Origin of the sequence: Brevundimonas sanguinis (assembly GCF_029636725.1) — a bacterium.
In the GTDB taxonomy this organism is placed as follows: domain Bacteria; phylum Pseudomonadota; class Alphaproteobacteria; order Caulobacterales; family Caulobacteraceae; genus Brevundimonas; species Brevundimonas sanguinis.
This window is the reverse complement of sequence record NZ_CP116770.1, coordinates 1,142,809-1,156,408: the sequence shown is the minus strand read 5'-3', so window position 1 is coordinate 1,156,408 and position 13,600 is coordinate 1,142,809. Positions and strand designations below refer to the sequence as shown.

Genomic DNA, 13,600 nt, shown 5'->3' with positions numbered 1-13,600 from the left:
GTCCGCGCGACGCCGCCTGAGAGATCAGGCGGCGTCGTCGGCGTGTGTGTGGATCATCGGACGGAACAGCAGCTTGTCGATGCGGCGGTCGTCCATGTCGATGACTTCGACCTCGAAACGGCCCAGTTGCAGGATGTCGCCCTCGTTCGGCACGCGCGACAGGTGGTGCAGCACCAATCCCGCCACCGTGTGGAAGCCTTCGTGTTCGCCGAAGTCTTCGCCCAGGATTTCACCCAGTTCGTCCAGGTCGACCTGACCATCGACGGCCCAGGTGCCGTCGGTGCGCTTGCGCACGGCGGTCTCGGTCTCGTCGTGGCTTTCGTTGAAGTCGCCGGCGATCATCTCCAGCAGGTCCGTCGCCGTGACCACGCCTTCAAACGCGCCGTATTCGTCGACGACGAAGGCCATGTGCACCTTCGATCCCTTCAGGATCTCCAGCGCCTTCAGCACCGAGGTCGACTGCGGAATGAAGGCCGGTTCGGCCACCAGCGTCTCGACGTTGAATTCGCCATTGGTCAGCAGGCTGTCCAGCAGATCCTTCTTGTGGACCACGCCCAGCGGATTATCGATGTCGTTGTCGCGCGCCACGACGATGCGCGAATAGGGACAGGTGCGGATTTCCTCGCGCAGCGTCTCTTCGGAATCGTCCAGCGCGATCCAGTAGACCTCGTGACGCGGCGTCATGGCCACGCGGACGGCCCGGTCGCCCAGACGCAGGATCTCTTCGATCATCTCCTGCTCTTCCGGCTCGATCAGGCCCGCAGAGGTGCCCTCGGCCAGAATGCTCTCGACCTCTTCCTGGGTGACGTCCGAACCATCGCGGTCCTTTACGCCCATCAGCTTGAGGATGCCCGAGGTCGAAGCCGTGAGCAGCAGCACGAACGGCTTCATCGCTAGGGCCAGGGTCGCAATCGGACCGGCCATCTTGGAGGCGATCGCCTCAGGGAAGATCAGGGCCAGACGCTTGGGCACCAGCTCGCCGACGATCAGCGAGACATAGGTGATCAGCACCACCACCACGGCGGTGGCGATGATCTGCGAATACGGCGCCAGGGCGGGCAGGTTCGCCTTGAGGATTTCATCCAGTTGGCCGGCGATGGCCGCTTGACCATAGGCGCCCGCCAGAATGCCGATCAGGGTGATGCCCACCTGGACGGCGGAAAGAAACTGCGTGGGCTCCTCGGCCAGCTTCAGCGCGGCTCGGGCGCCCCGGTCGCCTCTTTCGGCGCGGCTCTGCAGCTTGGACTTTCGGGAAGACACGACCGCAAGTTCGGTCATGGCGAAAAGGCCGTTCAGCACCACAAGCAGCAGCACGACGACGATAGCGATGGTCAACATCGAAAAGGGAGAAGCCCTGACGCGGCGCGACTAACGGCGTCCGCGCAGCCTATAGTAAAGATGAACTTCGGTCTGCGCCAGCGTTCTTGTCCGCTATGCGGCGAGCATTACGCCGGCCCGCATCAGGCCGCCGTTGAAATCGCGACTTCCGACCAGGCCTCGGCCGCTGCGGCGCCCCGTTCCATCCCGTCCAACAGAATCTGCAGCGTCACCGGCTTGGCTGTCAGATGGTCCGCCCCGGCCTGCATGGCCTTCACATGATGCGCCTTGGTCGTGTTGGCGGTCAGCATGACGATCGGCGTACGTCGCCGGCCTGATTGCGCCTCGGCCGCCCGAATTCGCCGCATGGCCTCAAGCCCGTCCATGACGGGCATCTGCATATCCATCAGCACCATGTCGAACGGCTCAAGCATGAAGCGCTCGACGCCCTCGGCGCCGTTGTCTGCGGTGACGATGTCAAAGCCCAGCGGCTCCAGCAGACAGCGCACCACCATCTGATTGGCCGGATTGTCCTCCACCGCCAGCACGCGCAGGCGTCCCGGCGCTTCAGACTCGTCCCCCGTCGCCGTCGGAGCCTCCGCGGGATTCGGCGCCTGCCGCTCGATGGGTATGGCCACGCGGAATACGCTGCCCCGTCCCGGGGCCGATTCCGCTGAAATCGCGCCGCCCATCAACTCCGCCAGCAGGCGACAGATCGACAGACCCAGGCCGGTGCCGCCGAACTGGCGAGAGATGGCGTCGTCGGCCTGGACGAACGGCTGGAACAGGCGCTGCGCCGCCTGTTCGTCGAAACCGATCCCCTCATCCTCCACTTCGATCAGCAGGCGTTCAGCCTGTGCATCGCCGGCCACATCGACGCGGACCGCCACATGGCCCTGAGCCGTGAACTTCACCGCATTGGACACCAGATTGGAGACGATCTGCGCGATTCTTACGCCGTCGCCGACCACCATGCCGTTCGCCGCGTCGCTGAAGGTCGCCGCCAGCGTCAGTCCCTTGGCCTCCGCGCCCGCGCGGCGCATCTCCACGACCGCGCCTATGTCGGCCCTCAGGTCAAACGGCGCGGGCGCCAGGGTGAACTGGCCGGCCTGCATTTTCGACAGGTCCAGCATGTCATCCAGCACCCGCCGCAACGCGTCCCCCGCCCCCGTAATCAGATCCAGCATCTCGTTCTGACGCGGCGTCAGGGCCGTGTGCGTCAGGGCCGACGCCAGCCCCAGCACGGCGTTCAACGGGGTGCGGACCTCATGGCTGATGTTGGCGAAAAACCGATCCCGCGCCTCGGCGGCCACGCGCGCCTCGGACTGGGCGACCTCCAGCGCCTTCAGCGCGCGCACGTGGTCCGAAACCTCGAACCGAATGGCCGTATAGGTTTCCGGCCGCCCGTCAGGCCCGAGGTTCGGCACAATGGTGGTGTCCACCCAATAGGGCTCGCCAGCCTTGCTGCGGTTTTCAATGGTGCCGCGCCAGACCTGCCCGCTCGCGATAGTGCGGTACAGATTGCGAAAATAATCGCGCGTGTGGGCGCCTGAGTTCACCACCCGGTGCGTCTGGCCGATCAGTTCCGCCCGCGAATAGCCGCTGACCGCCTCGAATTTGTCGTTGCAATACAGGATCCGACCCGCCCGATCGGTGATCGCCACAATGGCGGCCTCGTCCAGTGCGGCAGAGAGCCCTGCCCGGCGGGGCCAATCGACGTCAGACATGGGGTTGGAAGTCCTTTCAGACCGCCACATGCGCCCGTCATCGCTGCCAAATGCTTAATCTTAACCACCGACCAAGGTCTATGGTTACGCTTTGATCCCGCGCAACGCGCCCGTGGGCCATGCAAAACGGCCCCCGGATCGCTCCGGGGGCCGCTCTGTTACGCTTTACGCTTGGCCTAACGCGCTTTCGCGCTGCTTGAGGCCTTTACTTCGGCCTAACGCCCTTGCGGGCTCCTTGAGGCCAGTACGCTTACGCTTACTCGTTACTGGCGAACCAGCGAGGGCCAAGGCCCCCGCTCATTCTGACGTCGATATTACTCGACGATCTTGGCCACGACGCCGGCGCCGACGGTGCGGCCGCCTTCACGGATGGCGAAGCGCAGCTTCTCTTCCATCGCGATCGGCGTGATCAGCTCGACGTCCAGCTCGGCGTTGTCGCCCGGCATGATCATTTCCACGCCTTCCTTCAGGCGCACGATGCCGGTCACGTCCGTCGTGCGGAAGTAGAACTGCGGACGGTAGTTCGTGAAGAACGGCGTGTGACGGCCGCCTTCTTCCTTGTTCAGGATGTAGGCCTCAGCCACGAACTTGGTGTGCGGGGTGATCGAACCCGGCTTGCACAGCACCTGGCCGCGCTCGACGTCTTCACGCTTGGTGCCGCGCAGCAGCACGCCCACGTTGTCGCCGGCTTGGCCCTGGTCCAGCAGCTTGCGGAACATTTCGACGCCGGTGCAGGTCGTCTTCTGAACCGGACGGATGCCGACGATTTCGACTTCTTCACCGACCTTGACGATGCCGCGCTCGACGCGACCCGTCACCACGGTGCCGCGGCCCGAGATCGAGAACACGTCTTCGACCGGCATCAGGAACGGCATGTCGATCGGGCGTTCCGGTTGCGGGATGTAGGCGTCGACCGCCGCCATCAGCTCCAGGATGCGCTCTTCGCCGATCTGCGGGTCGCGGTCTTCGACGGCGGCCAGGGCCGAGCCCTTGATCACCGGAATGTCGTCGCCCGGGAACTGGTACGAGCTGAGCAGCTCGCGCACTTCCATTTCGACCAGCTCCAGCAGCTCCTCGTCGTCGACCATGTCGACCTTGTTCAGGAACACCACCAGGGCCGGAACGCCGACCTGACGCGACAGCAGGATGTGCTCGCGGGTCTGCGGCATCGGGCCGTCAGCGGCCGAGCACACCAGGATCGCGCCGTCCATCTGGGCGGCGCCCGTGATCATGTTCTTCACGTAGTCGGCGTGGCCCGGGCAGTCCACGTGCGCGTAGTGACGGTTGGCCGTCTCATATTCCACGTGCGACGTGTTGATCGTGATGCCGCGCGCTTTTTCTTCCGGCGCGTTGTCGATGTCGGCGTAGTTCATCGCCTTGCTGCCGCCGGCCTTCGCCAGCGTCATCGAGATCGCCGCCGTCAGCGTCGTCTTGCCGTGGTCAACGTGGCCGATCGTGCCGATGTTCACGTGCGGCTTAGTGCGTTCGAACTTTTCCTTGGCCATGGCCAAACTCCTGTGGCCCGGGTCCGGAACGGAGGGGCGCTGTGCTCAGTTCATAAAACCTGGAGCGGGTAGCGGGAATCGAACCCGCATATTCAGCTTGGAAGGCTGCTGCACTACCATTGTGCTATACCCGCGCGAAGAATGCGGCTGCACCGCCCTTCGTTTGAAGAGCGACGTTTCCGCACCCGATTCCTTTCTGGACTCCCGGCCCGGCGGGCATTGAAGGCGCGTGGTGGGGGAAGCAGGACTCGAACCTGCGAAGCTTACGCAGCGGATTTACAGTCCGCCCCCTTTGCCGCTCGGGACATTCCCCCAGCGCGCCTTATGTCAATGCCGGTCTGGAAACGCCGAAAACAATCTTTCGATCATTTCGCGACGAAAGCCTTCGCTGTCGGGCGACGCCTGCAGTAGAGGAAGCGCCTGAACCGAAAGCCCTGGGGCCCAAATCGGAGGCCGTCTTATAGTGTCGTCATTTCGAGAACGCAACGACCGGAAAACCGGTAAAAAACAATCTTTCCACAAGAGGGACGAAACACGCCCAAATCGGGCTCAAACCCCCGCGCCGCAAGGCCGCCACCCCGCCGAAAACGAGCGCAAACCCGCCCGGTCGCGCCCGGACGCCGATAATTTTCTTTGGGGACGCCACCCGGTTCTGGCCGCTTTGGCGAATCCGGCGCGTCGCGGAACGGGCCGTCTGATGGTCACCGAAGACCGCGCCGAAGAGATTCAGCGCGAGAATCTGGCGAACGGCCACCGAATCGAGGTGGTCGATTCGGTCGCTCTTGGCCGGATGCTGCCCGCCGGGGCCGTACACCAGGGCATGGCCTTCAAGGTCCAGCCGCTGGAAGGCGTCGATCTGGAAGACCTGGCCGAACCGGCTGAAGGCGTCATCGTTATGCTGGATCAGCTGACGGACCCTCAGAACGTCGGCGCCATCTTCCGCTCGGCCCTGGCCTTCGGCGCGCGCGGCATCGTCGTGCAGGACCGCCACTCCCCCGCCCTCGCCGGCGCCTTGGCCAAGGCCTCGGCCGGCGCGACCGAGCGCCTGCCCTGCGCCCGGGTGACGAATCTCAGCCGCGCGCTGGAGAAGCTGGCCGATCACGGCTGGCGCGCCATCGGCATGGACGGCGGCTCGGACCTGACGCTGGAGCAGGCGCTGGACGCCCGGCCGACCGTCATAGTCATGGGCTCCGAAGGCGACGGCGTGCGCCGTCTGGTGGCCGAGCACTGCGAGGCCATGGCCCGCATTCCCATGCCCGGCGGCTTCGAGAGTCTGAACGTCTCCAACGCCGCCGCCATCGCCCTGTATGAGGTCGCCAGGGCCCAAAGCCGCGCGAGCTAAGAAGGCGAACGCCCGCGTCAACTCGCCCCTGCAGCGTCTTGGCGCGGGCCCCGCCGGGCATTAAGAGTCGCGCATGGACTTCCTCTCAAATCCCGAATTGATCAGTCAGGCCTCGGCGCTCGGCAAGGTGCTGATGATCGACCTGGTGCTGGCTGGCGACAACGCTGTCGCCGTCGGCCTGGCCGCCGCCGCCCTGCCGCAGGAACAGCGTCGCAAGGCCATCCTGATCGGGCTGGCCGCCGCCGTCGTCATGCGCATCGGCCTGGCGCTGATCACCGTCCAGTTGCTGGCTATCGTCGGCCTGCTGCTGGCGGGCGGCTTCCTGCTGCTGTGGGTGTGCTGGAAGATGTGGCGCGAGCTTCGCGAACAGGCCACCCACGATCAGGCCGAAGCCGAGGCCGAGATCGAACGGGCCATGGCCATTGAATACGGCGGCGGCCCCTCGCCTGAGGAGTTGGGCCTGAAGCGCAAGACCTTCGGCGCCGCCCTGATCCAGATCATGATCGCCGACCTGACCATGAGCCTGGACAATGTGCTGGCCGTGGCGGGCGCCAGCCATGACCACCCGTGGATCATGGTGTTCGGCCTGATCCTGTCAATCGCCCTGATGGGTCTGGCGGCCACCTTCATCGCCAAGCTGCTGAACCGTTATCGCTGGATCGCCTATGTGGGTCTGGCGATCGTGCTGTACGTCGCGCTGCACATGATCTGGGACGGCGGCCGTTCGGTGATCGTGCGCACTGGCCATACGGAACAGTTCAACGCCTCGGCCCCGGCCTTCCTGGCGATCGGCGCGGAGGAACAGGCAAAGCACATAAAACACGCCGGCGCCGGCAGCCAGAGCGCCACCCCCGCCGCCCTGCCCGGCGCAAGGGAACAGCGCGCGCCGCCACCGGAGACGCTCTCCCCGGCCGCCCCGTAGACAGACGACACAAAGACCCGGAGCGATCCGGGTCTTTTTTTGTTGCAGCCTGAAATCCGGCCACGGCAGGCGCGTCCTTGCAAAACGAACATTTTCCAATAGACACAAGGACATCACCGATACCCCAAGGCGCGACATGTCCTTTCGTCAGCTGTTCTGGTCGCTTGCCGTAGCGATCCTCTGCCTTTCCGCCGCGAGCGGGGCCTACGCTCAACCCACAGTCACAAGCGTCGCCGTGCCCGCAAACACCACTTACTTGGCCGGACAATATCTCTACTTCACAGTCAACTTCGACGAGGCGGTCACCGTCGACACCACGGGAGGCACGCCCTCTATTGCGCTCTCTCTGAACACCGGCGGCGCCGTGCAGACGACCTATCTCAACGGCTCAGGCTCGACAGCGCTGGTCTTCCGCTACATGGTCAAGGCAGCGGATCATGACCCTGACGGCATAGGGGTCGGGGCGCATATTCAACTCAACGGCGCAAGGATCACCAACTCCGGCGGGGCGGACGCCGCCCTAATGCTCAACGGGGTGGGCTCGACGAGCGGCGTGCTGATCGGAAACGTGCCTCCCACTCCTCCTGCCCCCGTCCCGACGTTGACGGAATGGGCCATGATCTTCCTGGCTGGCCTGCTAGGCCTGTTCGGCGCTTCGCGGCTGGCGCTGCAGCCCGCCGCGCGGAAAGACTGGTCTGTCTGACAGGGTTTCACATGCCAGAAAGGCCCTGAGCGATCCGGGCCTTTCTGGCATCCCGCCGGTTCAACGTTCGCGCAGCCGTCCCATGACGGTCATGCGGCGCCTCCCTGTCGTCAGCGCCTCTTCAACGACCGAAAGCGGCCGTCCGCCGATCGCGGATGGACTGGCGTCACCCAGCGACTAGGCGGCGGTTCCGGCTTTATTCAGCGCCGCCGAAGCGTTCGGTCCATTCGGCGACCTGAGCGTCCTCGATCTTGGCGAACAGCACCTGGGCAGAGGCTACGGCCTGCCCCGTCGGCAGGGTGTTCAGCAGATCGGCCTGCGCGTCCGGCCAGGACAGGTCGGCCGAGCCCACGGTCGCGGCGATGCGGGCCGCCGCCTCGGGCATGAAGGGGGCGGTGATCCGGGCGAACAGGGCGACCAGGTTCAGTCCGTTGCGGACGCCGACGGCGGCGCGCTCGCGGTCGGTCTTCAGCGCCGTCCACGGCGCAGCGACCTGCAGATACTCATTGCCCAGGGCCCACAGGGCGCGCGCGGCCTGGGCCGCCTTACGGAACTCCATCGCCTCGAACTCGGCGGTCAGTTCCTCCAGCCCGGCCTTGATATCGGCGGCCAGCTTGATCTCCAGCGGCCCGGCCTCGCCTTCGGCCGGCACGACGCCGTCGAACTTGGATTCCGTGAACTTGACGATGCGGTTGACGAAGTTGCCCAGCACGTCGGCCAGGTCCTTGTTCGTCGTCGACTGGAACTGCTCCCAGGTGAAGGCCGCGTCGGAATGCTCCGGCCCATAGGCCGTCAGGTGCCAGCGCCAGTAATCGGCGGGCAGCAGCTCCAGCGCCTGATCCATGAAGACGCCCCGGCCCATGCTGGTCGAGAACTTGCCGCCGTACCAGTTCAGCCAGTTGAAGGCCTTCAGTTGGTCCACCGTCTTCCACGGCTCGCCCGAGCCGAGGAGGGTCGAGGGGAAGCTGACGGTGTGGAAGGCGACGTTGTCCTTGCCCATGAACTGGACGTAGCGCACGTCCTCGGCGCCCTCGTCGAGACGCCACCACGAGCGCCAGTTTCCGCCGGTCTTGTCGGCCCATTCCTCGGTCGCGCCGATGTATTCGATGGGGGCGTCGAACCAGACGTAGAAGACCTTGCCCTCCATGCCCGGACGCGGCCCGCCGTCGGGTCCGACGACCGGCACGCCCCATTTCAGATCGCGGGTGATGCCCCGGTCGATCAGACCCTCGTCCAGATGTTTATAGGCGATGGAGCGAGCCAGCGGCTGCCACTGAGGCGAGCGCGCATCGACCCAGGCGCGCACTTCGTCGGCCACCTTGGTCTGCAGCAGATAGAGGTGGCGCGTGTCGCGGACCTCCAGGTTGCGGCTGCCCGACACCGCCGAATAGGGGTCGATCAGGTCAGTCGGATCCAGCAGGCGGCCGCAGTTGTCGCACTGGTCCCCGCGCGCCTTCTCATAGGCGCAGTGCGGGCAGGTCCCTTCGACGTAGCGGTCGGGCAAGAAGCGGGCGTCGTCGATCGAATAGATCATCCGGTCGACGCGCTCTTCGATCAGGCCGCGCTCTTCCAGCACCTTGGCGAAGTGCTGGGTCAGGCGGGTGTTCGGGGCGTTGGAGCTGCGGCCGAAGATGTCGAACGACAGGTTGAAGGCCTCGCCCGCGCGGCGCTGCACCTCGTGCTGTTCGTCGCAATAGGCGCGCACGTCCTGGCCGGCGGCGGCGGCGGCCAGTTCGGCCGGGGTGCCGTGTTCGTCGGTGGCGCAGACATAGAGAACGTCATGCCCCCTCGCCCGCATGAAACGCGCCCACACATCGGCGGGCAGCATCGACCCGGCCAGATTCCCAAGGTGCTTGATGCCGTTGATGTAGGGCAGCGCCGAGGTGATGAGGATGCGGGCCATGATTATCCGAGTGACAAGTGACGAGTGACGAGTGGTTAGTGGCGAGTGAGGCGAGCTACCGCAACACCGAACGGCGCATTAATGCGTTTCGCTCGCCACTCGATACCCGCCACTCGCCACTTCTCAAAGCCTCCGCGCGATGCGCACGAAGCGCCCGGTCAGCAGCGCGCCCGAGATCAGGCTGGCGACGATCACCGACCAGACCAGTCCGTCCACCCCGATCCGATGCGCCAGGAACCAGCCCAGCGGGATCATGATGAGGCCATAGGACAGCAGGTGCATCAGCGTCGGCCACACCACGTCGCCTGCGGCGCGGTTGGCCTGTGCTGCGACCACCTGCATGGCGTCGGCGACGAAGAACAGGGTCGCCAGCACCAGCGCCGGAGCCGCGATGGCCAGAATGACCGGGTCGGTCGTATAGGCGCCGACGATCAGCCGCGCCGACGGCCAGATGATCAGGGCGATGATGAAGGCCAGCACCGTCACCACGCCGATCCCGGCCAGACCGCCGCGCATCACGCCCGCCTTGTCCGCTGCGCCATAGCTGCGTCCGACCAGCACCGCCGTCGCGGACGAAAGCCCCATCGGCACCATGAAGACGATGGCCGAGATGTTGATCACGACCGCCCAGCTGGCGGTCTGGGCGGCGCCCAACTGACCGGCGAACAGGGTCATGGCGGCGAATGCGCCGACCTCGATGAAGTTCGACGCGCCCGCGCCCAGGCCGACCTTCATCTGCTGGCTCTCGACCGCCTTGTCGCGTTTGGGCTTCTTGAACACGCCCCAGGCCCGCGCCTCGGGCAGACGCAGGATGAAAATGACCAGAAAGATCGCCAGCGCCGTGCGCGCGCCGAACGTCGCCCAGGCCGAGGCCACGGCGCCGTGTAGGCCGATGCCCAGCAGGTCCGGCACCAGCAGCAGGTTCAGCGCCAGATTGACCGCATTGGCCACCCACATGGCGACCATGCCCGCTTTGGGCCGGTGCAGTCCCTCAAGGAAGAACTGGGCGCAGACCGAAATTAGATAGGCCGGCATCGACAGCGCAAAGACCATCAGGGCGGGCGTCGCGCCCTCGCCCAAACCGTCCTCCAACCCCATATGAACGAGCCCGAACGGTCCGAGCAGCAGCAGACCGATCATCGAGACCAGACCGATCTGCAGCGAATAGGTCATGCCGCGCCTCAGGACGGCGCCGACCTCGTCGCCCCTGCCCTCGCCCAGCAGGCGGGCGGTCATGACCTGCACCCCCATCATCAGGCCGACCGCCGTGGTCAGCACGACTGAGGACGGCGCCCAGGCCAGGGAATGAAAGGCCAGCTCGCGGCTGGCGTAATGGCCGACGACGATGGCGTCCGTCAGCCCCATCGTCATGATGCCCAGACGCGCCATGACGACCGGCCAGGCCAGCTTCAGCAGCTCGGACAGGGTGGCGCGGGTTTTGAAGCTGAACAGGGCGTAGGTCATCGGAGGCCGCAACAGCCACGCGCCCATGCGCGCGTCAATCGATTTTCCGAGCGCTTCGGGCGCCTACCAGGCGCCCAGTTCGCGCAGCTCCCGCGCCAGCTCGGGCGGCAGGTCCGTCGGCTCGGCCACCGACAGGTCCGGCGGAACGTCCTTGTCGAAATAGCGCCAGCCCTGAAACGGCCGCCGGGCCAGCGGCGCGGTGCGGATGACCTCGCTGTCCAGCTTGATCTCGCACCGGCTGGCCTTGCCCTCGCCCACCGTCGTGATGTCCAGAATGCGCTGACGGCAGGTCACGACGCCCTTCATTACCCAGTACAGCGAGCCGCCGTCCTCGATCTCAGCGGCGCGCTTGGGCGTCATGCGGGTGTGGACGATGCGCCAGTCGGACCGCTTGGCGTTCGCTTCCAGGGTCTCGACCTCGGAGACGCCGACGCAGAGCTTGATCATGTGCAGGGGCATGAAACGCCGCCTCTACTCCGTTCATCCCGGCGGACGCCGGGACCCAGTAAGAGCCCCGCACGCGACGCTCGACAAAACGCTCAGCCCAGTTCCCGACCTCGGCGATGAGGCCAGAGAACTGGATCCCGGCGTCCGCCGGGATGAGCGGGGGTTTAGTCCGCCGCCTTTACTACGGCCAGCACCGCGCCGTCGGTGACCTGATCGCCGACGGCGACATTGAACTCGGCCACCACGCCGTCGAAGGGCGCGGTCAGGGCGTGCTCCATCTTCATGGCCTCCAGCACCACGACCGGTTGCCCCTTGGTCACGGCGTCCCCGGCCTTGGCGGGCGCGGCGACGATCTTGCCCGGCATGGGCGCGCGAAGGCCGCCGTCGGAGGCGGCGCCGCCGGCCGGGCCGCTGGACTTGCGGCGCCGGAACTCGACCACGTCGCCGCCGTCGAACACCAGCACCCGCTCGGCGTCGGGCGACAGGGTGCTGACCGCCTCGCCGTTCACGACCACCATGCCCGGCTCGCCATAGACCTGAGCCGAGCCGAAGTCGCCGTTCACCGTGAAGCTGGACGATCGGCCGTACCAGCCGGGCTCGCCCGTCAGAGTCAGGGCGTGGGCCGCGCCGTCATGGTGAACCGCCGTATGCGCTTGCGGCGCGGCGTTCAGGCGGAAACCGAACAGGCCTGCGCGAGCGGGCGCCAGGACATTGTCCGGCGCGTCAAAGGCGGCGGCGTCCGCCTCGAGCCCGATCTGACCGGCCGCAGCGGCCAGGGCGCGAGCGGAAACCTGAGCCGGGGCGATCAGCGCTCCCTCCTCCGCCGCGATGAAGCCCGTGTCCACGTCGCCCTCAATGAAGCGCGGATGCTCCAGGCAACGCGCCATGAAGCCCGCATTGGTCTTCACCGGCCAGACCTCGACCTCGCGGCAGGCGTCGGCCAGGCGGGCGGCGGCAGCTTCGCGGGTGTCTTCATGGACGATCAGCTTGGCGATCATCGGGTCGTAGAACTGGCTGACCTCGCCGCCCTGCATCACGCCGGTGTCGACGCGGATGTCGTCGGGCATGACGAAGTGCTCCAGACGCCCGATCGACGGCAGGAAGCCGTTGGCCGGGTCCTCAGCATAGAGGCGGGCCTCCATGGCCCAGCCCTTCATCTGGATGTCGGCCTGCGCCAGCGGGATCGGCTCGCCTGCCGCGACGCGCAGCTGCCATTCGACCAGATCGACGCCGGTGATGGCTTCCGTCACCGGGTGCTCGACCTGCAGCCGGGTGTTCATCTCCATAAACCAAATGCGGTCGGCCTTCAGCCCGTCGGAGGCGTCGGCGATGAACTCGATGGTGCCGGCGCCCTGATAGTCCACGGCCTTGGCGGCGCGGACTGCGGCGGCGGTGACGGCGTCGCGCGTGGCCTGATCCATCCCAGGCGCAGGCGCCTCTTCGATCACCTTCTGGTGGCGGCGCTGCAGCGAGCAGTCGCGTTCATGCAGGTGGACGACATTGCCGTGGCTGTCGCCGAAGACCTGCACCTCGATGTGGCGCGGGCGAGTGATGTAGCTCTCGATCAGCACGCGCGGATCGCCGAAGGACGACTGCCCCTCGCGCTGAGCCGACGCCAGATTTTCAGCGAAGTCCTCAGGCCGGTCGACCTTGCGCATCCCCTTGCCGCCGCCGCCCGCGACCGCCTTGATCAGCACCGGGAAGCCGATACGGTTCGCCTCGGCCGCCAGGGTCTCCAGCGACTGGTCCTCGCCCTGATAGCCTGGGGTGACGGGCACGCCCGCCTCGATCATCAGCTTTTTCGCCGCGTCCTTCAGACCCATGGCGCGGATCGACGACGGCTTGGGGCCGATCCAGACGATGCCGGCCGCCGCCACCGCCTCGGCGAAGTCGGCGTTTTCGGACAGGAAGCCGTAGCCGGGGTGGATGGCCTCCGCCCCCGTCGCCTTGGCCGCCGCCAGCACCTTGGCCGCGTCCAGATAGGACTCGCGCGCCGCCGCCGGGCCGATCAGCACCGCCTCGTCCGCCTCGCGCACATGCAGGGCGTTGGCGTCGGCCTCGGAATAGACGGCGATGGTGCGCAGGCCCATGCGACGGGCGGTGCGGAAGACGCGGCAGGCGATCTCGCCGCGATTGGCGACCAGGACGGATTTGAACATCAGGCTTTCCGAAGTGGCGAGTGACGAGTGGCGGGTGACGAGAAGGCGCGGGCGATCATGCGTCGCGCGAAAAGAGTCGGCGTGGCGAGATCCGTCGACGAGTCAGCCTCG

10 protein-coding genes and 2 tRNA genes are annotated in these 13,600 nt (G+C 66.3%); 3 read left to right on the top strand and 9 right to left on the bottom strand.

The window, feature by feature from the left end:
- Window positions 1-24: 24 nt before the first annotated feature.
- The 5 genes from PIB44_RS05920 to PIB44_RS05900 all read right to left on the bottom strand — a co-directional run bounded on the left by PIB44_RS05920 (window position 25) and on the right by PIB44_RS05900 (window position 4,863).
- Window positions 25-1,338, bottom strand: coding sequence for a hemolysin family protein (locus PIB44_RS05920; RefSeq protein ID WP_025976254.1), 1,314 nt, complete (start codon window positions 1,336-1,338; stop codon window positions 25-27).
- 122 nt (window positions 1,339-1,460) lie between these two features.
- Complete coding sequence (locus tag PIB44_RS05915; protein ID WP_278070735.1) at window positions 1,461-3,044, bottom strand: PAS domain-containing hybrid sensor histidine kinase/response regulator; 1,584 nt, start codon at window positions 3,042-3,044, stop codon at window positions 1,461-1,463.
- A gap of 314 nt (window positions 3,045-3,358) precedes the next feature.
- Complete coding sequence (gene tuf, locus PIB44_RS05910; RefSeq protein WP_064108282.1) at window positions 3,359-4,549, bottom strand: elongation factor Tu; 1,191 nt, start codon at window positions 4,547-4,549, stop codon at window positions 3,359-3,361.
- Between the two features lie 60 nt (window positions 4,550-4,609).
- Window positions 4,610-4,683: transfer RNA gene (locus PIB44_RS05905), tRNA-Gly, on the bottom strand.
- Window positions 4,684-4,779: 96 nt separating this feature from the next.
- Window positions 4,780-4,863 (bottom strand) — tRNA-Tyr (locus PIB44_RS05900).
- Between the two features lie 149 nt (window positions 4,864-5,012).
- Between PIB44_RS05900 and rlmB the strand changes: the two genes are divergently transcribed.
- The 3 genes from rlmB (at window position 5,013) to PIB44_RS05885 (ending at window position 7,516) form a co-directional block, all read left to right on the top strand.
- Entirely contained in the window at window positions 5,013-5,891 is an 879-nt protein-coding gene (rlmB, locus tag PIB44_RS05895; RefSeq protein WP_278070734.1) for a 23S rRNA (guanosine(2251)-2'-O)-methyltransferase RlmB, read from the top strand.
- Between the two features lie 73 nt (window positions 5,892-5,964).
- A complete protein-coding gene (locus PIB44_RS05890) occupies window positions 5,965-6,813 on the top strand; it encodes a TerC family protein (RefSeq protein ID WP_278070733.1) in 849 nt (282 codons plus the stop codon).
- Window positions 6,814-6,949: 136 nt separating this feature from the next.
- A complete protein-coding gene (locus PIB44_RS05885) occupies window positions 6,950-7,516 on the top strand; it encodes an IPTL-CTERM sorting domain-containing protein (RefSeq protein ID WP_278070732.1) in 567 nt (188 codons plus the stop codon).
- Window positions 7,517-7,712: 196 nt separating this feature from the next.
- Here the strand turns inward: PIB44_RS05885 and metG are convergent, their stop codons facing one another.
- From metG to PIB44_RS05865, 4 genes are all read right to left on the bottom strand, one after another.
- Window positions 7,713-9,419: a methionine--tRNA ligase gene (gene metG / locus PIB44_RS05880; RefSeq protein ID WP_278070731.1), complete on the bottom strand. Its 1,707-nt coding sequence runs from the start codon at window positions 9,417-9,419 to the stop codon at window positions 7,713-7,715.
- 123 nt (window positions 9,420-9,542) lie between these two features.
- Complete coding sequence (locus tag PIB44_RS05875) at window positions 9,543-10,883, bottom strand: MATE family efflux transporter (RefSeq protein ID WP_278070730.1); 1,341 nt, start codon at window positions 10,881-10,883, stop codon at window positions 9,543-9,545.
- Between the two features lie 63 nt (window positions 10,884-10,946).
- Window positions 10,947-11,342, bottom strand: a complete 396-nt coding sequence (locus tag PIB44_RS05870; RefSeq protein ID WP_278070729.1) for a DUF1489 family protein — start codon at window positions 11,340-11,342, stop codon at window positions 10,947-10,949.
- 152 nt (window positions 11,343-11,494) lie between these two features.
- Window positions 11,495-13,489, bottom strand: a complete 1,995-nt coding sequence (locus PIB44_RS05865) for an ATP-binding protein (RefSeq protein WP_278070728.1) — start codon at window positions 13,487-13,489, stop codon at window positions 11,495-11,497.
- Between the last annotated feature and the right edge of the window lie 111 nt (window positions 13,490-13,600).

Excerpts from the sequence above, each read along its gene's own strand:
- PIB44_RS05915 (WP_278070735.1), bottom strand. The coding sequence starts at position 3,044 with ATGTCTGACGTCGATTGGCCCCGCCGGGCAGGGCTCTCTGCCGCACTG.
- PIB44_RS05885 (WP_278070732.1), top strand. The coding sequence starts at position 6,950 with ATGTCCTTTCGTCAGCTGTTCTGGTCGCTTGCCGTAGCGATCCTCTGC.
- PIB44_RS05875 (WP_278070730.1), bottom strand. The coding sequence starts at position 10,883 with ATGACCTACGCCCTGTTCAGCTTCAAAACCCGCGCCACCCTGTCCGAG.
- PIB44_RS05920 (WP_025976254.1), bottom strand. The coding sequence starts at position 1,338 with ATGTTGACCATCGCTATCGTCGTCGTGCTGCTGCTTGTGGTGCTGAAC.
- PIB44_RS05890 (WP_278070733.1), top strand. The coding sequence starts at position 5,965 with ATGGACTTCCTCTCAAATCCCGAATTGATCAGTCAGGCCTCGGCGCTC.
- metG (WP_278070731.1), bottom strand. The coding sequence starts at position 9,419 with ATGGCCCGCATCCTCATCACCTCGGCGCTGCCCTACATCAACGGCATC.
- PIB44_RS05865 (WP_278070728.1), bottom strand. The coding sequence starts at position 13,489 with ATGTTCAAATCCGTCCTGGTCGCCAATCGCGGCGAGATCGCCTGCCGC.
- PIB44_RS05870 (WP_278070729.1), bottom strand. The coding sequence starts at position 11,342 with ATGCCCCTGCACATGATCAAGCTCTGCGTCGGCGTCTCCGAGGTCGAG.
- tuf (WP_064108282.1), bottom strand. The coding sequence starts at position 4,549 with ATGGCCAAGGAAAAGTTCGAACGCACTAAGCCGCACGTGAACATCGGC.